The organism is Actinokineospora pegani (genome assembly GCF_009745975.1).
Taxonomy (GTDB): domain Bacteria; phylum Actinomycetota; class Actinomycetes; order Mycobacteriales; family Pseudonocardiaceae; genus Actinokineospora; species Actinokineospora pegani.
Map to the genome: position 1 here is coordinate 38855 of NZ_WHOL01000116.1, position 18682 is coordinate 57536.

Below are 18682 nucleotides of genomic sequence, written 5' to 3' on the forward strand. Positions count from 1 at the left end.
TCAGCTCACTTCTTGCCGGTCTTGCCCGCGGACTCGTCGGTGGACAGCGCGGCGACGAAGGCCTCCTGGGGGACCTCCACGCGGCCGACCATCTTCATCCGCTTCTTGCCCTCCTTCTGCTTCTCCAGCAGCTTGCGCTTGCGGCTGATGTCGCCGCCGTAGCACTTGGCGAGGACGTCCTTGCGGATGGCGCGGATGGTCTCGCGGGCGATCACCCGGGCGCCGATGGCGGCCTGGATGGGCACCTCGAACTGCTGGCGCGGGATCAGTTCGCGCAGCTTGGTGGTCATCTTGGTGCCGTAGCCGTACGCGGAGTCGCGGTGCACGATCGCGCTGAACGCGTCCACCGCCTCGCCCTGCAGCAGGATGTCGACCTTGACCAGCTCGGCGACCTGCTCCCCGGCCTCCTCGTAGTCGAGCGAGGCGTAGCCGCGGGTGCGGGACTTGAGCGAGTCGAAGAAGTCGAAGATGATCTCGCCGAGCGGGATGGTGTAGCGCAGCTCCACCCGCTCCTCGGACAGGTAGTCCATGCCGCCGAGCTGGCCGCGCTTGCCCTGGCACAGCTCCATGATCGTGCCGATGTAGTCGCTCGGGGCGATCACGGTGCACTTGGCGACCGGCTCGTGGACCTCGCCGATCTTGCCGACCGGCCAGTCCGACGGGTTGGTGACGACCAGCTCCTTGCCGTCGTCGAGGACCACGCGGTAGACGACGTTGGGGGCGGTGGAGATCAGGTCGAGGCCGAACTCGCGCTCGAGCCGGTCGCGGGTGATCTCCAGGTGCAGCAGGCCGAGGAAGCCGCAGCGGAAGCCGAAGCCCAGCGCCGCGGAGGTCTCCGGCTCGTAGGTCAGGGCGGCGTCGTTGAGCTGCAGCTTGTCCAGCGCCTCGCGCAGGTCCGGGTAGTCCGAGCCGTCGACGGGGTAGAGGCCGGAGTAGACCATCGGCCGCGGCTCGCGGTAGCCGGCGAGGGCCTCGGTCGCGCCCTTGCGCTCGGAGGTGACCGTGTCGCCGACGCGGGACTGGCGGACGTCCTTCACACCGGTGATCAGGTAGCCCACCTCGCCGACGCCCAGGCCGCTGCTGGGCTTGGGCTCGGGGGAGATGATCCCGACCTCGAGCAGCTCGTGCGTGGCGTTGGTGGACATCATCCGGATCCGCTCGCGCGGGGTGATCCTGCCGTCGACCACGCGGATGTAGGTGACCACGCCGCGGTAGGTGTCGTAGACCGAGTCGAAGATCATCGCGCGGGCCGGGGCGTCCGCGTCGCCCACCGGGGCGGGGATCTGCTTGACGACCTCGTCGAGCACGTCCGACACGCCGACGCCGGTCTTGGCCGACACGCGCAGCACGTCGCCGGGGTCGCAGCCGATGATGTGCGCGATCTCCGCGGCGTACTTGTCCGGGTCCGCGGCGGGCAGGTCGATCTTGTTCAGCACCGGGATGATGTGCAGGTTGCGCTCGAGGGCCATGTACAGGTTGGCCAGCGTCTGCGCCTCGATCCCCTGCGCGGCGTCGACCAGCAGCAGCGCGCCCTCGCAGGCGTCCAGGGCGCGGGAGACCTCGTAGGTGAAGTCGACGTGCCCGGGGGTGTCGATCATGTGCAGGACGTGCTCGGCCCCGTCGAGGGTCCACGGCAGGCGCACGTTCTGCGCCTTGATGGTGATGCCGCGCTCGCGCTCGATGTCCATCCGGTCGAGGTACTGCGCGCGCATGGCCCGCTCCTCGACGACACCGGTGATCTGCAGCATCCGGTCGGCCAGGGTCGACTTGCCGTGGTCGATGTGGGCGATGATGCAGAAGTTCCGGATGCGCTCCGGGGTGGTGAAGGTCGTGTCCGCGAACGTAGCCAACTCAGGTCCTCGCATGGTCGGGGTCGTCTCATCGTCCCATGCCGGGGGCCGGGGCCCGCACGCCAGCCGGGTCACCCGCGCCGCGCGGGGCGCGCGGACTCCCGCCGGTTCCGGGCGCGGGGCTCGCGGACATGCCCTAGGGTCACCGGCCGTGACCCCGCCTTCCGAGGACCCCCGCCCCGCCCGCGGCGCGGTGTGGCAGGTGCCGACCAGCGACCGCCCGGAAACCCTCGCGTACTCCCCCGTCCTCGACGGCAACGCCGATCCCGGCGAGATCGTCTGGGCCTGGGTGCCCTACGAGGACGACCCGGCGCGCGGCAAGGACCGCCCGCTGCTCGTCGTCGGCCGGGGCGGCGGCACCCTGCGCGCGCTCATGCTGTCGAGCAAGGCGCCCGGCCGCCACGAGGTCGAGGACTGGCTGGCGCTGGGCGCGGGCGCCTGGGACCGCGACGGCCGCGAGTCGCACCTGCGCCTGGACCGGCTGTTCGAGCTGGGCGAGGACGACATCCGCCGTGAGGGCTCGATCCTGGAGCGCTCCCGCTTCGAGGCCGTCGCCGCCGCCCTGCGCGAGCGCTACGGCTGGCGCTGAGCCGCGACCGGGACGCGCCCTCGCCGCCGCTCGCTACCTCGGGTCCCAGTAGGTGGCGCGCTCGGAGTAGTAGGTGAAGCCCGGGATGCTGCCGATCCGCAACCGGCTGCCGCCCGCGACGCGCCCGGTCTCGCTCAGGCCGACGACTGTGCCGCCCGTGCGCAGGGGCAGCAGGGAGAACTGGGAGAGCTGCCCGCCGCGCCAGAACAGCACGCGCTCGGCCCTGCTGGTGCCGTCGCTGCCGATCGCCGCGATGTCGCCGTTGTCGTTGATGGCGCGCAGTTCCGAGGTGGTGTGCGTGGTCGACCGGGGCAGCGCGACCGGGGCGCCGCCCGCGGGCCACAGCACGGGGTGCTCGAGGTCGTAGCCCGGCCCGGAGTAGCCGATGACGTCCCCGCGGGCGTTGAGCGCCTGGCGCCCGTCGGCGGGCCTGGCGTAGGTGGAGCCCGCCGCGGGCGGGAGCGGGGTCGGCGGGCCCGCCGAGTCCCAGAGCAGGCCCTTGCCGTCGTTGCTGCCGAGCACGCGGCCGCTGTCGTTGATGGCGGCCACGTGGACGTCCGCCCCGGGCGAGGGCAGGGGGAGCTGCACGCAGTCGCCGTTGGCCTGGCACCGGACCGGCGTCCACTGCCAGGAGCCGGGAACGGTGGCCAGGCCCACGACCTCGCCGTTGTTGTTGATGTCGGCGGGCTGCACGCGGGCGTCCGGGCGGCCGAGCACGCGCAGCGGCGTGACCGCGCCGCCCGACCACAGCCCCGAGTCGTTGGTGGCGTCCGGGCCGGAGACGATGGCGGCCGTGCCGCCCTCGGTCAGGTCGACGACGCGGGCGCCCACGCGCGTGGCGACCGTGGAGCCGTTGGTGCGCCAGATCGTGGCGGTGCCGCCCGACGAGCCGCCCACGAGGCCACTGGCGGTGATGGTGCGGACCTCGCTGCCTGCGGGCAGCCGGACCGTGCGCCCCGCGGCGGTCCAGATGACCGAAGCGGAACCCTCCGTCCCGGCCATCGTGCCGTCGGGCCCGATGGCGGTGATGACGCTGTTCTGGGTCAGCCCGGCGGCACCCGGCGCGACCGGGGACGCGGTGGCGGCCACAGCGGTGCCCGCGGGGAGCACGGCCATGGTGGCGATGGTGGTTGCGCCGACTAACGCGGCGCGGGTGACTCTTCGGTGCGACATGACTAGATAATGTCATTACTCAGATTTCAACGCTACCTCCGGTGGCTCCACAAGGGACCCTGTCCCGCCGCGCTCCCCCACGCGGCGGGACAAGGGGCTCAGCGCACCGACCAGACCGTGGGCCGCTCGAAGTTGAGCCCCGGCAGCCAGGGCACCGGCCGGAAGCTGCTCGTGCTCGAGCCCGCGGCGCGTCCGGCGTCGTTCACCGAGTGGACCGCCGACCAGGTCTGCCCGAACACCGCGGGCAGCACCGCCGCGGTCCCGGCGCGCCACGCGAAGCCCACGTCCGCCCCCACGCCGCTGGGGCCGTAGCGGGTGCCGACCACGACCCCGTTCTCGTTGACGTCTGCCAGCCGCACCGGCCGCTGGTCGGGGACGGCGATCGGCGTGACCGACCCGTCCGCGCCCCAGAGGACGGGGTGCTGGCCGCCGAAGCCGTACTCGACCTCGGGGGTGCTGAACCCGATCACGTCACCGCGGTTGTTGAGCGCGCCGCGGGTCGTCGCGACCCGGGTCTGGGTGGTGCCGGGAGCCGGGGGGAGCAGCGACACCGAGCCGCCGTCCCAGACGGCCGCGGTCCTGGCCCGGGTCTGGGTGTTGATGTCGATGTTGCCCACGATGCGGCCGGAGTCGTTGATCGCGGCCACCTCGACGAAGCCGACGCTCCCGGACGGGAGGGGCAGGGTGACGCAGGAGCCGTCAGCCTCGCAGCGGACCACGGCCCTGGCGTTGGTCAGACCGCCGTTGACGCCCGCGACCTGGCCTCGGTTGTTCATGTCCGCGGCGGTGAACGAGACACTCGCCAGCAGCGGGGTCAGCGCCCCGTCGCGCCAGAGCGAGTACCCGTACCCCACCCGCAGCAGCACGGTCCGGTCGTCGGCGACGTCGACCGGCACCCCGGGCAATTCCGCGGCCACCGTGCCGTCGGCGTTCCACAGCCTGCCCGCGCCCTCCGGCGTCGTGCCGACGAGCACGCCGTCCCGGGTGAACGCGACCCCGGTCGTGCCCTCGGGGAACTCGATCGTCCGCCCGCCGGTCCACAGCAGCGACCCGCGTTCGTTGCGCCCGAACAGCGCCCCGTTCTCCGCCTGCAAGCTGGTGGTGCCGTTGACCGAGAACAGCCCCGATCCCGGGTCGCTGGTGCTGACGGCCACCGGGGCCGCCGATGCCGGCGACGCCGTGACCAGCGTCCCCGCCACCGCGACGAACGCCACTGCCCACGCCGCGGTGCGCCCGCGGCGGACTCTTCCATGTCCCATGAGCGCAGATAATGCCATTACTTAAGTAGTAATGAAACCTGAAATTTCCCACCCCTCGCTCGACGACGCCCCGACCTGGCGTCTCGGACAAAAAAGTGATATCACTTTGATAGGACAGTGCCTTGGATGAAGGGGGAGACACATGAGCGGGGGGTTCAACGTCCCGACTCCGCACGTGCGGGAGCGGGTGGCGTTCGGGGTGGCCGGGCTGCCGATGGCGGGCGCGGGGGCGGTCGCCGGGCTCGGCGGGGTGGCGCTGGTCGTCATCGGCCTCGCCGGGCTCGGCGGGGGCGTGGCGCTGTCGACGGCGACGACCGTGGCCGTGCTGGCCGCCGGGGTGCTGGTGCTGCTGACCGCGGCCATCGTGGCCGCCGGGCTGACGATGGTGGCCCCCGGCGAGGCGCGGGTGCTGCAGTTCCTCGGCCGCTACACCGGCACGGTGCGCCTGGACGGGCTGCGCTGGGTCAACCCGCTCACCACCCGGCGCAAGGTCTCCACCCGCATCCGCAACCACGAGACCGCCGTCATGAAGGTCAACGACGCCGACGGCAACCCAATCGAGATCGCCGCGGTGGTGGTCTGGCAGGTGCAGGACACCGCCCGCGCCGTGTTCGAGGTCGACGACTTCCTCGCCTTCGTCGTCACCCAGGCCGAGACCGCCGTCCGGCACATCGCCACCACCTACCCGTACGACTCCCACGAGCAGGGTTTCTCGTTGCGCGACAACGCAGAGGAGATCACCCAGAAGCTCTCCGCCGAGATCTCCGCCCGCGTGCAGGCCGCGGGCGTCGGCGTGATCGAGTCCCGGATCACCCACCTCGCCTACGCCGCCGAGATCGCGGGCGCCATGCTGCGCCGCCAGCAGGCGGGCGCGGTGGTGGCCGCCCGGCAGCGCATCGTCGAGGGCGCGGTGGGCATGGTGGAATTGGCGCTCGACCGCCTCGCCGCGCACGAGGTGGTCGACCTGGACGAGGAGCGCAAGGCGGCGATGGTGAGCAACCTGCTCGTGGTGCTGTGCAGCGACCGGGACGCGAGCCCCGTGGTGAACGCCGGCTCGCTCTACCACTGACCCGCCGGTGGCCGAGCGCAAGAAGGTCCTGCTCCGCCTCGACCCGGCGGTGCACGACGCCATCGCCCGGTGGGCGGCCGACGAGCTGCGCAGCACCAACGCCCAGATCGAGTTCCTCCTGCGCCGCGCCCTGGCCGAGGCGGGCAGGCTCCCCGGGTCGGCGGGCGCGCCCGCCCGGCGCGGCCGCCCGCCCAAGGAGCCGCCGCCGGACCCGGGGTGACCGGCTGTTAGCCTCGCTGGTCGACGCGCTCGTGCGGCACTCCGCCACGGAGGAGACCCACCGGTTCCGGTGGGGCCGCGCACCACACAGCACGGCGCGCCACCCCGACGAACACTGAGGAGAGCCGCGATGGCCAACATCAAGTCCCAGATGAAGCGCATCAAGACCAACGAGAAGGCCCGGCTGCGCAACAAGTCGGTCAAGTCCTCGGTGAAGACCGCGGTCCGCAAGTTCCGCGAGGCCGCTGACGCCGGGGACACCGCCAAGGTGCAGGAGCTGCTCAAGTCGGCCAGTCGCGCGCTGGACAAGGCCGCGAGCAAGGGCGTCATCCACGCCAACCAGGCCGCGAACAAGAAGTCCGCGCTCGCCCGTCGGGCCAACAAGCTCGAGGGCTGATCGCCCCGGCAACACCCGCTCGGCCCCGTCCACCGCTCGGTGGGCGGGGCCGAGCGCTTGTCCGCCCCGGGCTCCCCGCGCGACGGCCGCGGCGGTGTCGCAGACTCGGCGGCATGGACCCGCTCGCCCCGAAGCCGCCCTCGGCCGCCCGGACCTCGCTGTCGCACATCATGACCGCCATTGACACGAACCTGCTCGGCACCGTGCACGGCGGCGTGGTCATGAAGCTGGTCGACGACGTCGCGGGCGCGGTGGCCCAGCGCCACTCCGGTGGCCCCGCCGTCACCGCGGCCATGGACGGCATGACCTTCCTCGAACCGGTCCGCGTCGGCGACCTCGTGCACGCCCACGCCCAGGTCAACTGGGCGGGCCGGTCCTCGATGGAGGTCGGCGTGCGGGTCGTGGCCGAGCCGTGGGACACCGCGGGCGTGCCACCGGTCCAGGTCGCCTCCGCCTACCTGGTCTTCGTCGCCGTTGACGCCCACGGCAAGCCGCGGCCCATCCCGGGCCTGCTGCCCGAGACCGACGAGGACCACCGCCGCCTGCGCGAGGCCGAGATCCGCCGCCGCCACCGCCTCACCCGCCGCGACGAGATCCAGGCCAGCCGCTCCCCCGGCCCCTGACCCCGGCTCAGTCGGCGCGCTGCGCGCGGGCGATGCGCAGGACCGCCCGTTCCAGGGCGTAGTCGGCGTCGGCGGCCACGCCCTTGACCTCGGCGTTGACCTGGGCGACGACCTGCATCGCCACGCCGAGCCCCCGCGGCTTCCAGCCGCGCGCCTGCCCCAGCGCCTTCTTGACCTTCCACGCGGGCATGCCCAGCTCTCCCGCCAGCCGGAACGGGTCGCCCCGCCCCGCCCCCGCGACCCGCGCCACCGTGCGCACCGCGTCGGCCAAGGCGTCAGCGACAAGCACGTGCGGCACCCCGAGCTGCATCGCCCACCGCAGCGCCTCCAGCGCCCCCGGCACGTCCCCGGTGACCGCCTTCTCCGCCACCGCGAACCCGGTCACGTCGGCCCGGCCCCGGTGGTAGCGGCGCACCGCCTCCTCGGTGACCTCGCCGCCGGTGTCGGAGACGAGCTGCTGGGCGGCCGAGGCCAGCTCCCGCAGGTCGGACCCGACCGACTCGATCAGCGCGGCCACCGCCGCGGGGTCGGTCTTTCCGCCCGCCCGCCGGATCTCGTTGCGGACGAACGACTCCCGCTCCGCGGGCTTGGTGATCTTCGGGCAGTCGGTGACCACCGCCCCCGCCTTGCGCAGCGCGGCAACGATGTCCTTGCCCGGTTTGCGCCCGCCGCCGTTGTGCACGACGACCAGGACGATCCCTTCCGCTGGCGCCTTCGCGTAGGAGGTGACCAGCGGCGCGATGTCCTGGGTGGCCTCGTGCACGGCGTCGAGGACGATCACCCGCCCCTCGGCGAACAGCGACGGGCTCACCAGCTCGGCCAGCTCGGGGGCTGTGAGATCAGCCACCCGCAGCCGCGTCAGGTCGGCCGAGGCGTCGGCCAGCCGGGCGGTGTCCAGCGCCGCGCGAACCGCGCGCTCGACCAGCAGTTCCTCCTCGCCGAGCACCAGTTGCAGCGGGGCGGGCGTGACCGAGGGTGAGCTCACCCCGGCAATCCTGCCACGGCGCGGGCACCGCTCCCCGCACCCGCCACCTCTCGGATGCTGGAAAGGGGATTGGCAGCAGGCACGTCGGTTGCCGTAGCGTTGCCAGCGTGCCCGGCCACGCCCGGCACCTGTGCGAACACCACAACTGAACACCGCTCATCCAGAGGGGCAGAGGGATCGGCCCGTTGAAGCCCCGGCAACCGGCACCCGCCACTCCTCGTCACGAGGGGGGTCGGGCCACGGTGCCAATTCCGACCCGCGCACGCGGGAGAGATGAGGAGACACCTCGTGACTTCGACCGTCGACGCCCAGCAGAGCACCGCCTTCGACCTGGGCCCCGCCCGCGCCCTGTCCTGCCGGGAGTGCGGCCACCAGATCCCCCTCGCCGCCGAGTTCGCCTGCGCGGAGTGCTTCGGCCCCCTTGAGGTCTCCTACGACTTCGGCGACGTGACCCGCGAGTCCATCGAGGCGGGCCCCCAGTCCATCTGGCGCTACCGCGGCCTGCTGCCCGTCCCCTCCGACGTCCAGGCCCAGCCCAACACCGACCCCGGGATGACCCGCCTGGTCAAGGCCGACCGCCTGGCCGCCGCCCTGGGCGTGAAGTCCCTGTGGGTCAAGGACGACACCGGCAACCCCACGCACTCCTTCAAGGACCGGGTGGTCGCCGTCGCCCTCGCCGCGGCCCGCCAGCTCGGTTTCACGGTGCTGGCGTGCCCGTCGACCGGCAACCTGGCCAACGCCGTCGCCGCAGCCGCGGCGCGCGCGGGCTGGGAGTCCGTCGTGCTCATCCCCTCCTCCCTGGAGAAGGCCAAGATCCTCACCACCGCCGTCTACGACGGCGCCCTCATCGCCGTCGACGGCAACTACGACGACGTCAACCGCCTGGCCACCGAACTGGCCGCCGAGCACGAGGACTGGGCGTTCGTCAACGTCAACGTCCGCCCGTACTACGCCGAGGGCTCGAAGACCCTGGGCTACGAGGTCGCCGAGCAGCTCGGCTGGCGCCTGCCGGAGCAGATCGTCATTCCCATCGCGTCGGGCTCGCAGCTCACCAAGGTGGACAAGGCCTTCCGCGAGTTCGGCGAGCTGGGCCTGGTCGAGGCCACCCCGTACAAGGTCTTCGGCGCGCAGGCCAACGGCTGCTCCCCGGTCTCGGCCGCGTTCAAGGCGGGCCACGACGTGGTCCAGCCGGTCAAGCCGAACACCATCGCCCGCTCACTGGCGATCGGCGCCCCCGCCGACGGCCCGTACGTGCTCGACGCCGTCCGCCGCACCGGCGGCGCCGTCGAGGACGTCACCGACGAGGAGGTCGTCGAGGGCATCCGCCTGCTGGCCCGCACCGAGGGCATCTTCGCCGAGACCGCGGGCGGCGTCACCGTCGCCACGGCCAAGAAGCTCATCGAGAGCGGCAAGATCGACCCCGACGCCGAGACCGTCCTGCTGATCACCGGCGACGGCCTCAAGACCCTCGACGCGGTCGAGGACCGCATCGGCCCCCGCGCCACCATCGCCCCGTCGGCCGCCGCGGTCCGCGAGGTCCTCGGCCACTGACCGGTCCCAGACCGTCCACACCGGACCCACGGCACGCGCCGCCCCTCGGGGCGGCGCGTGCCGCCGTTCCCGGCCCCGGTCACGGCGGTGAACGCGCACCACCCCGAACCACCACGGCGGGCCCACCGCCCTCACTGACGACGGCCGTGTCCCCGCCCTGGTCGGTGCGGGCCACCAGCACCCGCGACCGGGTGAGCACCCCCAGCGTGCGGGGGCTGGGGTGCCCGTACCGGTTGTCCGCCCCCACGCTGACCAGGGCGACCCTGGCCCCGACCGCGTCGAGGAACTCCGGCGAGGTGTAGGCCGAGCCGTGGTGCGGCACCTTGACCACCTCGGCCCGCAGGTCCGCACCAGAGGTGAGCAACCCGGCCTGCGCACCGAGTTCGACGTCACCGGTCAGCAGCACCCGTCCCGCGCGGGTCGCCGCGCGCAGCACGACCGAGCGGTTGTTGATCTCCGTCCCATCCGGACTCCTCCCTGTCTCCTGTCGTCGTGGGGCGAGGACTTCGATGTCCAACCCCGGCCACCGCAGCACCTGCCCCGGCGCCAGCCGCACGAGCGGCACCCCGGCCGCGCGCGCCTCGGCGCGGACCTGGTCCCACGCCCACGCGGGCGCCCGCCCAGCCCCCACGGCGATCCCGCCGACGGCCCGCCCGGCGAGGACCCCGGCCAGCCCGCCCACGTGGTCGGCGTGCAGGTGGCTCAGGACCACCAGCGGCACCCGGTCCACGCCGAGCCGGTCGAGGCACCCGTCGACCGGCGCCGCCTCCGGCCCGGCGTCGACCACCACCGCCCGCCCCTGCCCCGCGGTGGCCAGGACGAGCGCGTCCCCCTGCCCGACGTCGCAGGCGACGACCGCCCACCCGGCAGGCGGCCACCCCGGCGCCAGCACCCGCACCGGCACGGCCACCAGCACCACGGCCACGAACCCGACCGCGACCGCGCTCCCCCGCCGCCGGAGCGCGAAGACGAGCACGCCCAGCACAACCAGCGCCAGCGCCCCGCCCCACCAGCCACCAGGCCAGTCGACGGCCGCGCCGGGGACATCGGCCGCCCAGCGCGCGACGGCGATGAGCCAGTCGACCTCCGGCCCCGCCGCCCGCGCCAGCCACCCGGCCGCCCACGGCGACACCGGGGCCGCCACCGTCGCCAGCACGCCCAGCACCGTCGCCGGGGCGACGACCGGGGCCGCCACCAGGTTGGCCGCCACCGCGACCAGGCTCACCTGCCCGCTGAGCCCGGCCACCACCGGCGCGGTGGCCAGGTGTGCCGCCGCCGGGACGGCCAGCGCCTCGGCCACGACCCGCGGCACCCGCCGAGCCCGCATCGCCTCGACCCACCGGGGCGCCAGCAGCACCAGCGCGGCCGTCGCCAGCACCGACAGGGCGAACCCCGGCGCCACCGCCAACCCCGGGTCCAGGGCCACCAGCAGCAGGATCGTCGCGGCCAGCGCCGGGATGGCCGAGCGCTCCCGCCCCAGCGCCAGGGCGAGCAGGCCGACCGCGCCCATCACCCCGGCCCGCAGCACGCTGGGCTCCGGCCCCACCAGCACGACGAACCCGACCAGCGCCGCCAGCGCCCCCGCGGCCGCCGCCTTGGGCCCACACCCCAGGGCGCGCAGCAGGAACAGCACGGCCACGCAGATGATCGCCAGGTTCGACCCGCTGACGGCCAGCAGGTGCGTCATGCCCGCCACCCGGAACTCGTCGTCGACCACCGCCGACAGCCCGTCGGTGTCGCCGACCACCAGCGCCGGGAGCAGCCCGGCGGGTTCGGGGTCGAGCACCCCGGCGGCCTCGCGCAGCCCGACCCGCAGGTCGCCCGCCACCCGCTGCCAGACCGGCGCCGCACCGACCGCGCTCGGCGGGCCCCGCACCCGCAGCACCGCCACCGTCAGCCCACCGCTCTCAGCGGGAGCGAGGACGCCGCGCGCGGTGACGCGCTGGCCGGGCAGGACCTGCTGCCACTCCCGCACCGGGGCGAGCACCAGCACCCTGGCCCGGGCCAGGCCCGGGTCGTCGGACACGGTGTCGGCGGGGACGACCACCGATCGCGCCCCGGTCGGGGTGGCGCCGAAACCGGCTGACCGCACCGGTCTCGGCCGTTCGGCGACGACCAGGTCGAGCCGGTGCGCCACCTGCCGGGCGGCGAGTTCCCGCAGGGGGTGCGTCGCGGCGTCGTGCACGGCGGTCGCGACGGGCCAGCCCGCGAGGACACCGGCGACCACCAGCGCCCACGCGCGCCGACCGGTCCGGACCAGCCACCCGCCCACCAGGACGGCCACGGCGCCGAGGGCGAGCGCGAGGGACCAGTGGACGAGCAGGCCGAGCAGGCCCGCCGCCCAGACCAGCAGCGCGCCGGGCAGCAGCCGCCAGTCGTGCCGGACGGGGACCCGCTGGGAGTCGGACGCGGTGATCACGGCGGGCTCACCGGGCCACCACCAGTTCGCGCAGCGACTCGTACCGGGCGGGGCCGATGCCGTCGACGTCCTGCAACTGCTCGACGTCGCGGAAGCGGCCGTGCTTGTCCCGCCAGGCGATGATGCGCTGGGCGGTGACCGCGCCGACGCCGGGCAGGGCGTCGAGCTGGTGCGTGGTGGCGGTGTTGAGGTCCACCGGCCCGGTCGGCGCCGCGCCCGCCGGTCCGGGTGCGGCGGCGTCGGGCGGCGCGGGCAGGCCGACGCGCACCTGCTCGCCGTCGACGAGCGGGCGGGCGAGGTTGAGGATGGTCAGGTCGGCGTCGGGCAGGGCCCCGCCCGCCGCGGTGAGGGCGTCGCGGACGCGGGAGCCGCCGGGCAGGGTGCGCACGCCGGGCGCCGCGACCTTGCCCACGACGTCGACGATGAGCACGGTCGACGTCGCGCTCGGGGACGGCGGGTGGGTGGACTGCTCGATCGTGGCCGCGGCGAGGTCTGGTGGGGACTCGGGAACCGGTTCACCGGACAGCGCGAAGTGGGCCACGAGGGCGACCGCCCCGAGTCCCGCGACACCCAAGACGACGGGCGCGCGTCTGCGGGGCAGCGCGCGGCGCAGCGCGGAGCCCGCCGGATGGTCCTGCCACCAGCGGACAGGGCGTTCGGGCTCGGTGTCCTCGTCGTCGACGACGTAGTCCTGGTCCGGCCGGTCCCACGGCCTGCCCACCACCGCGGCCAGGCGGGCGAGGGCGGAGTCGACGCGGGAGGTGCGGGTTGTCGTGTCGGTCATGGGCTCGACGCTAGGGCCGGGCAGGGCGGAGGTCGAGGGGTTCTCGTCCGCTGTGGATGGATTCGGCGCCTGTGGACAACCCGGCCGAAAACCGTTCTCGGAAAAGGGAAATGTCGGTGGGTCGTGCGATGGTGGAAGGTTGGTCAGAGACGGCCGGGGCACACGACGACCCCAAGGACGCCCGGACCGGTGTGCGCGCCGATCACCGCGCCGAGCTCGGAGACCACGCACCCCGATGACCGCGGGAGGCGCTCGTCCAGCCGGTTCGCCAGCTCCGCGGCCCGGTCCGGGGCGGCCAAGTGGTGCACGGCCAACTGCACCGGCCTCGTGCCCGCCGCCGCCACCGCCAGGTCCACCAGCCGCGTCACCGCCCGGCTGTGCGTGCGGACCTTCTCCAGCGGCACGATCCGCCCGTCGTCCACGTGCAGCACCGGTTTGACCGCCAGCGCGGTGCCCAGCAGCGCGGCCGCCGCGCCGATCCGACCGCCCCTGCGCAGGTGCTCCAGCGTCTCGACGACGAAGAAGCTGCGCGTGTTCGCCGCCGCCTCGACGGCCACTGCCTCGATCTCGGCCCCGCTCGCGCCCTCGGCGGCAGCGGCGGCGGCGCGCAGCGCGGCGAAGCCCAGCCCCATCACGGTGGTGCGCGAGTCGACCACCCGCACCAGACCCGACCCGACCTCCTCGGCCGCCAGGCGCGCGGACTCCCAGGTTCCCGACAGCTCACGGGACAGGTGCACCGACAGCACCCCCTCGGCGCCCGCGTCGAGCAGCGACCGGTAGACGGCGATGAACTCCTCGGGGCTGGGCCGGGACGTGGTGACCCGCTTGTGCTGCCCGAGCGCCGCCGCCAGTTCGGCGGGTCCCAGGTCGATCCCGTCGCGGCGCTGCTCGCCCGCCACGTCCACGGTCAGCGGCACGACCCGCACGGCGTGGCGGTCCGCGAAGCCCTCCGGCAGGTACGCGGTCGAGTCGGTGACAACGGCGAACGGCACAAGCGGGAAGCCTAGTTGCCAGGCCCCGGGAGCACCTGCGCAGCGCGATCCGTGCGCGGGTCGAGCAGAGGTCCGACGACTTCCGCGAGTGCTTTCGCCGCCAGCTCGTGCCCCTCCCACCCCCAGTGCAGCCCGTCGACGTTGCCGTGCCCGTCGAGGACGTGCGCGCCCACCGCCGAGGCGACGTCCATCACCGCCACGCCGCGCGACTGCGCCCACTCGTCGATCATCGTGACAGCGCGCTCCCGCAACCTGTGCACGTACCCGTAAGAGGGAGCTCTGTGCACGCCCGGCAAGGTCACCACGACGGGTAGCCGGGGACGCAGTGTGCGCAGTGCGACCACGGTGTCGTCCAGATACCGCACTGTCTGCGTCACCGGCAGCGCTGTCGGCCATCCCCGCGTCAGGCGGGACAGGTGTGGCTGGGCGATCTGATAGGCCTGTCGCACCGTCCTGCGCAACCCGTCAGGGCGCAGATAGCGGATACCCACCCTCAGATAGGTCGGCAGCGGCGAGGGCAGCGTGTCCATCCCACCCACGGCCAACACCACGACGTCCGCTTCAGGCAACTGCGACCACACCCGCGGGTCGCCGGTCAGCGACCAGTAAGCGTCTCGCGCGGTCCACCCGAATCCCGCGAACAGCTCCGCCCGGCCGCCCACGGCCGCGGCGGTCAGGTTCTGCCAGAGCCTCGGGTCGTCCGAGGGGACGGGCCCGTCCGGCCCGAAGAAGCACAGCGAGTCGCCGAACAGGAGCAGGGTCTTGGCCACGGCGTGCTCAGCTTGTGGTGCCCGCGTTGTAGGCCACCAGCCGCCAGGTCGGGCCCGTGGTGTCGCGGCGGGCCAGCACGGTCCAGTGGCAGTTGCTGATGCCGCCGAGCTGCCACCAGTGCTCGACCGGGAGGCCGAGCATCCGGCCGGTCAGCGCGGTGATCAGCCCGCCGTGCGCGCACAGCAGCGCGGTCTCGTCGGTGCCGGAGTCCAGGTCGGAGACGACCTCGATCGCGCGGGCGGCGACCTCGACCCTGGTCTCGCCGCCCGGCGGCGCCCAGGTCGCGTCGATCTGCCACCGCGCCCGGCCGTCGGGCCACTCGGCGTCGATCTCGACGCCCGTGCGCCCCTGCCACTGGCCGAGGTTGGTCTCGCGCAAGCGCTTGTCCAGTCGCAACGGGACGCCGATGGCCTCGGAGAACACGGTCGCGGTGTCAGTGGCGCGGCGCAGGTCGGAGGCGACGATGACGTCCGGGGAGAAGCGCGCGAGCGAGGGGACGGCGAACCTGGCCTGGTTCCAGCCGATCTCGGTCAGGTGCGAGTCGATGTGTCCCTGCATGCGCCCGGAGGCGTTGTAGTCGGTCTCCCCGTGCCGCCACAACACCACCTTGCGCAGGGTCATCAGTCGTCCTCTGACGGGGGCGCGGCGTCGAACTCGATCCGCGGGCAGTCCTTCCACAGTCGCTCGAGGCTGTAGAAGGAGCGCTCCTCGGAGTGCTGGACGTGCACGACGACGTCGACGAAGTCCAGCAGGACCCACCGGCCCTCGCGGGTGCCCTCGCGGCGGACCGGCTTGCTACCGGCCTGGCGCATCTTCTCCTCGACCTCGTCCACGATGGCGCCGACCTGGCGCTCATTGCCCGCCGAGGCGATGACGAAGCAGTCGGTGATGACCAACTGGTCGGAGACGTCCAGCACGATCACGTCGCTGGCCTTCTTGTCTGCAGCCGCGGTGGCTGCGACCAGGGCCAGCTCACGGGCGTCGGGCGTCGCGCTCACGGTACTCCTCGTGCTGCTGCTGATGGCTTAACTAGGAGAGGGTACCCGGGCGGGAGTGGACCGCCCGCGCGCCCGCACCGTGGCGCCGTCGCCCAGGTCACTCGCTGTAGAGCCCGCGCTTGGAGATGTACTGCACCACACCGTCGGGCACCAGGTACCAAACCGGCTCGCCCTTGGCCACGCGCGCACGGCAGTCCGTGGATGAGATGGCCATCGCGGGGACCTCGACGAGGCTCACCGATCCGCTGGGCAGGTGCTGCGCCTGCAGGTTGTAACCCGGTCGGGTGACGCCGATGAAGTGGGCGAGGGTGAACAGCTCCTTCACCCGGTGCCAGGACAGGATCTGCTCGAGGGCGTCGGCCCCGGTGATGAAGAACAGGTCGTCGTCGGGACGGCGTTCGCGCAGGTCGCGCAGGGTGTCCACGGTGTAGGTCGCGCCAGGTCGGTCGATGTCGACGCGGCTGACGGAGAACCCGGGGTTGGACGCGGTCGCCACCACGGTCATCAGGTAGCGGTCCTCGGCCGGGCTGACCTGGTGCCCGCTCTTCTGCCACGGCTGGCCGGTCGGCACGAACACGACCTCGTCCAGCCCGAACCTCGACTGCACCTCGCTGGCGGCCACCAGGTGACCGTGGTGGACCGGGTCGAAGGTGCCGCCCATGATGCCCACGCGACGACGCATGCGCCAAAGCGTAAGGCCGCCGAGGCCACCGGGCCCGTCCTGTGGTCGAACTCATCGCACCGCCGCCCGGCGGGCGCCCGGGGACGCCTGTGGACAACGAGTTGGCCATGTCGGACCCCTGCTGTACCAAGGACCCATGAACTCGACCACCTCAGCCCTGCGGCTCTCCGCCGAGGACCGGCTGCGCGCGCTCGCCGGTCCGGACGCGACGCTGCGCGAGGACCAGTGGACGGCCATCGAGGAGCTGGTCGCCCGCCGGGGCCGGGCCTTGGTGGTGCAGCGCACGGGCTGGGGCAAGTCCGCGGTGTACTTCGTGGCCACGGCGCTGCTGCGCGAGCTGGGCGAGGGCCCGACGGTGATCGTGTCGCCGCTGCTGGCGCTGATGCGCAACCAGGTCGAGGCCGCGGCGCGGGCGGGCGTGCGGGCGCGGACGATCAACTCCAGCAACGTCGGCGAGTGGACCGAGGTGCAGGACGCGGTCGCCGCGGGCGAGGTGGACGTGCTGCTGGTGAGCCCGGAACGGCTCAACAACCCGGACTTCCGCGACACCGTGCTGCCGGAGCTGACCGCGACGGCGGGGCTGCTGGTGGTCGACGAGGCGCACTGCATCTCCGACTGGGGCCACGACTTCCGCCCGGACTACCGGCGGCTGCGCACCCTGCTGACCGAGCTGCCCGAGGGCGTCCCGGTGCTGGCGACGACGGCGACGGCCAACGACCGGGTGGTCCGCGACGTCACCGAGCAGCTGCGCCTGGCCGACGGCGACGCCTTGGTGCTGCGCGGCGCCCTGGACCGGGAGAGCCTGCGGCTGGCAGTGGTGCGGCTGCCCGACGCGCGGGCCCGGCTGGCGTGGCTGGCCGACCGGCTCGGAGAGTTCACCGGATCGGGGATCATCTACACGCTGACGGTGGCCGCGGCCGAGGAGTTGGCGTCGTTCCTGCGCGAACGCGGGTTCGAGGTGGCCGCCTACACCGGGCGCACCGACACGACCGAGCGGCAGCGCGCCGAGGACGACCTCCTGGGAAACAAGGTCAAAGCGCTGGTGGCGACCTCCGCGCTGGGCATGGGCTTCGACAAACCCGACCTGGGTTTCGTGGTGCACGTGGGCGCGCCGCAGTCGCCGATCTCGTACTACCAGCAGATCGGGCGGGCCGGGCGCGGTGTGCGCCGGGCCGACGTGGTGCTGCTGCCGGGGGCCGAGGACCGCGACATCTGGTCGTACTTCGCGTCGCTGGCGTTCCCGCCGGAGCCGGTGGTGCGTGAGGTGCTCGGCGCTCTGGAGGGCGCGGGCCGGGTGCTGTCGACACAGGCGCTGGAGCCGATGGTCGACCTGAGCCGGGGCCGGTTGGAGATGGTGCTCAAGGTGCTCGACGTCGACGGGGCGGTGCACCGGGTCAAGGGCGGCTGGGAGGCCACCGGGGAGCCGTGGTCCTACGACGGGGAGCGCTACGGGCGCATCGCCGAGGCCCGCACGGCGGAGCAGAACGCGATCATCGAGTACCAGCGCACCGACGGCTGCCGCATGGAGTTCCTGTTGCGCCAGCTCGACGACCCGCACGCGGCGCCGTGCGGGCGGTGCGACAACTGCACCGGCGAGCGCTGGGACGCCTCGGTGTCGGAGGAGGGCGTCACCGCGGCCCAGGAACGGTTGCGCAGGCCCGGGGTCGAGGTGGCGCCGAAGAAGATGTGGCCGACCGGGATGGCCGCGCTCGGGGTGTCGCTGAGCGGGAAGATCGCGGCGGGCCGGGCCGCCGAGACCGGCCGGGCGCTGGGCAGGCTCACCGACATCGGCTGGGGCAACCGGCTGCGTGCGCTGTTCGCCGAGCACGCCGCCGCCGTCCCCGACGACGTCATGCAGGGGTGCGTCCAGGTGCTCGCCGGGTGGGGCTGGTCGCAGCGCCCGGCGGGGGTGGTGACCGTCGGGTCCGCGGACCTGGTGGCGGACTTCGGTTCCCGCATCGCCGAGATCGGCAGGCTGCCGCTGCTGGGCGCGGTGGACGTCGTGCCGGTGGCGCCGGGCAACAGCGCGCACCGGGTGGCGCGGCTGTGGGAGGCGATGCGCGTGTCCGACGAGCTGGCCGCGCGGGTCGCCGAGCTGGACGGCCCGGTGCTGCTCGTGGACTCCCGTGTGGACAGTGGGTGGACGGTGACCCTGGCCGCCTACCTGCTCACGGGCGCGGGCGCGAAGGGGGTGCTGCCGTTTGCCCTGGCCACAACTGCATAGCGAGTTGGCGCACAAGCGCTGAAGCCGGCCGGGTCCGCTCTGCCAAGGCTCAGCGACATCGGCATCCACACGCAGCCGATGACCGCGGCTGAGGGGT

General features: G+C 73.6%; 18 protein-coding genes and 1 riboswitch. Of the genes, 7 read left to right on the plus strand and 11 right to left on the minus strand.

What is annotated here, in order from left to right; genetic code table 11:
• Positions 1-5: 5 nt before the first annotated feature.
• Positions 6-1850 carry a translation elongation factor 4 gene (lepA, locus tag GCL84_RS23635; protein WP_156757741.1) on the minus strand — a complete coding sequence of 615 codons (1845 nt, stop codon included), beginning with the start codon at positions 1848-1850 and terminating at the stop codon, positions 6-8.
• Positions 1851-2001: 151 nt separating this feature from the next.
• Between lepA and GCL84_RS23640 the strand changes: the two genes are divergently transcribed.
• Positions 2002-2439 carry a type II toxin-antitoxin system PemK/MazF family toxin gene (locus GCL84_RS23640; protein ID WP_156757742.1) on the plus strand — a complete coding sequence of 146 codons (438 nt, stop codon included), beginning with the start codon at positions 2002-2004 and terminating at the stop codon, positions 2437-2439.
• 33 nt (positions 2440-2472) lie between these two features.
• On the opposite strand, the gene GCL84_RS23645 is transcribed toward GCL84_RS23640, so the two are convergent.
• A complete protein-coding gene (locus GCL84_RS23645) occupies positions 2473-3555 on the minus strand; it encodes a hypothetical protein (protein ID WP_156757743.1) in 1083 nt (360 codons plus the stop codon).
• A gap of 155 nt (positions 3556-3710) precedes the next feature.
• Complete coding sequence (locus GCL84_RS23650) at positions 3711-4871, minus strand: hypothetical protein (RefSeq protein ID WP_156757744.1); 1161 nt, start codon at positions 4869-4871, stop codon at positions 3711-3713.
• A 142-nt stretch (positions 4872-5013) separates the two neighbouring features.
• Here GCL84_RS23650 and GCL84_RS23655 point away from each other — a divergent pair, with 142 nt between their 5' ends.
• The 4 genes from GCL84_RS23655 to GCL84_RS23670 all read left to right on the plus strand — a co-directional run bounded on the left by GCL84_RS23655 (position 5014) and on the right by GCL84_RS23670 (position 7179).
• Entirely contained in the window at positions 5014-5940 is a 927-nt protein-coding gene (locus GCL84_RS23655; RefSeq protein WP_156757745.1) for an SPFH domain-containing protein, read from the plus strand.
• Between the two features lie 7 nt (positions 5941-5947).
• A complete protein-coding gene (locus GCL84_RS23660) occupies positions 5948-6160 on the plus strand; it encodes a hypothetical protein (RefSeq protein ID WP_156757746.1) in 213 nt (70 codons plus the stop codon).
• Between the two features lie 129 nt (positions 6161-6289).
• Positions 6290-6556 (plus strand): 30S ribosomal protein S20, encoded by a 267-nt coding sequence (rpsT, locus tag GCL84_RS23665; RefSeq protein ID WP_156757747.1) that lies wholly within the window; start codon positions 6290-6292, stop codon positions 6554-6556.
• 113 nt (positions 6557-6669) lie between these two features.
• Positions 6670-7179, plus strand: coding sequence for an acyl-CoA thioesterase (locus GCL84_RS23670; protein ID WP_156757748.1), 510 nt, complete (start codon positions 6670-6672; stop codon positions 7177-7179).
• A 7-nt stretch (positions 7180-7186) separates the two neighbouring features.
• Here GCL84_RS23670 and holA read toward each other — a convergent pair whose 3' ends face one another.
• On the minus strand, positions 7187-8164 hold the full coding sequence (gene holA, locus GCL84_RS23675) for a DNA polymerase III subunit delta (RefSeq protein ID WP_156757749.1): 978 nt from the start codon (positions 8162-8164) through the stop codon (positions 7187-7189).
• A gap of 153 nt (positions 8165-8317) precedes the next feature.
• Positions 8318-8444: riboswitch (SAM riboswitch) on the plus strand.
• On the opposite strand from holA, the gene thrC reads away from it, so the two are divergent.
• On the plus strand, positions 8438-9715 hold the full coding sequence (thrC, locus tag GCL84_RS23680; protein WP_197523475.1) for a threonine synthase: 1278 nt from the start codon (positions 8438-8440) through the stop codon (positions 9713-9715). It overlaps the preceding riboswitch by 7 nt.
• 79 nt (positions 9716-9794) lie before the next feature.
• Here thrC and GCL84_RS23685 read toward each other — a convergent pair whose 3' ends face one another.
• The 7 genes from GCL84_RS23685 to nadD form a co-directional block, all read right to left on the minus strand.
• A complete protein-coding gene (locus tag GCL84_RS23685; RefSeq protein WP_235926649.1) occupies positions 9795-12134 on the minus strand; it encodes a ComEC/Rec2 family competence protein in 2340 nt (779 codons plus the stop codon).
• A 7-nt stretch (positions 12135-12141) separates the two neighbouring features.
• Positions 12142-12918 carry a ComEA family DNA-binding protein gene (locus tag GCL84_RS23690; RefSeq protein ID WP_156757751.1) on the minus strand — a complete coding sequence of 259 codons (777 nt, stop codon included), beginning with the start codon at positions 12916-12918 and terminating at the stop codon, positions 12142-12144.
• Between the two features lie 143 nt (positions 12919-13061).
• Positions 13062-13910, minus strand: a complete 849-nt coding sequence (locus GCL84_RS23695; RefSeq protein ID WP_156757752.1) for a DegV family protein — start codon at positions 13908-13910, stop codon at positions 13062-13064.
• 11 nt (positions 13911-13921) lie between these two features.
• Positions 13922-14680 carry a diglucosylglycerate octanoyltransferase gene (octT, locus tag GCL84_RS23700; RefSeq protein WP_156757753.1) on the minus strand — a complete coding sequence of 253 codons (759 nt, stop codon included), beginning with the start codon at positions 14678-14680 and terminating at the stop codon, positions 13922-13924.
• Between the two features lie 7 nt (positions 14681-14687).
• Complete coding sequence (locus GCL84_RS23705; RefSeq protein ID WP_156757754.1) at positions 14688-15302, minus strand: histidine phosphatase family protein; 615 nt, start codon at positions 15300-15302, stop codon at positions 14688-14690.
• Positions 15302-15679, minus strand: a complete 378-nt coding sequence (gene rsfS / locus GCL84_RS23710; RefSeq protein ID WP_156757755.1) for a ribosome silencing factor — start codon at positions 15677-15679, stop codon at positions 15302-15304. Before rsfS ends, GCL84_RS23705 begins: the two co-directional genes overlap by 1 nt.
• A gap of 97 nt (positions 15680-15776) precedes the next feature.
• Positions 15777-16361 (minus strand): nicotinate-nucleotide adenylyltransferase, encoded by a 585-nt coding sequence (nadD, locus tag GCL84_RS23715; protein WP_156757756.1) that lies wholly within the window; start codon positions 16359-16361, stop codon positions 15777-15779.
• 136 nt (positions 16362-16497) lie between these two features.
• Between nadD and GCL84_RS23720 the strand changes: the two genes are divergently transcribed.
• On the plus strand, positions 16498-18585 hold the full coding sequence (locus GCL84_RS23720) for a RecQ family ATP-dependent DNA helicase (RefSeq protein ID WP_156757757.1): 2088 nt from the start codon (positions 16498-16500) through the stop codon (positions 18583-18585).
• The last annotated feature ends 97 nt before the right edge of the window (positions 18586-18682 follow it).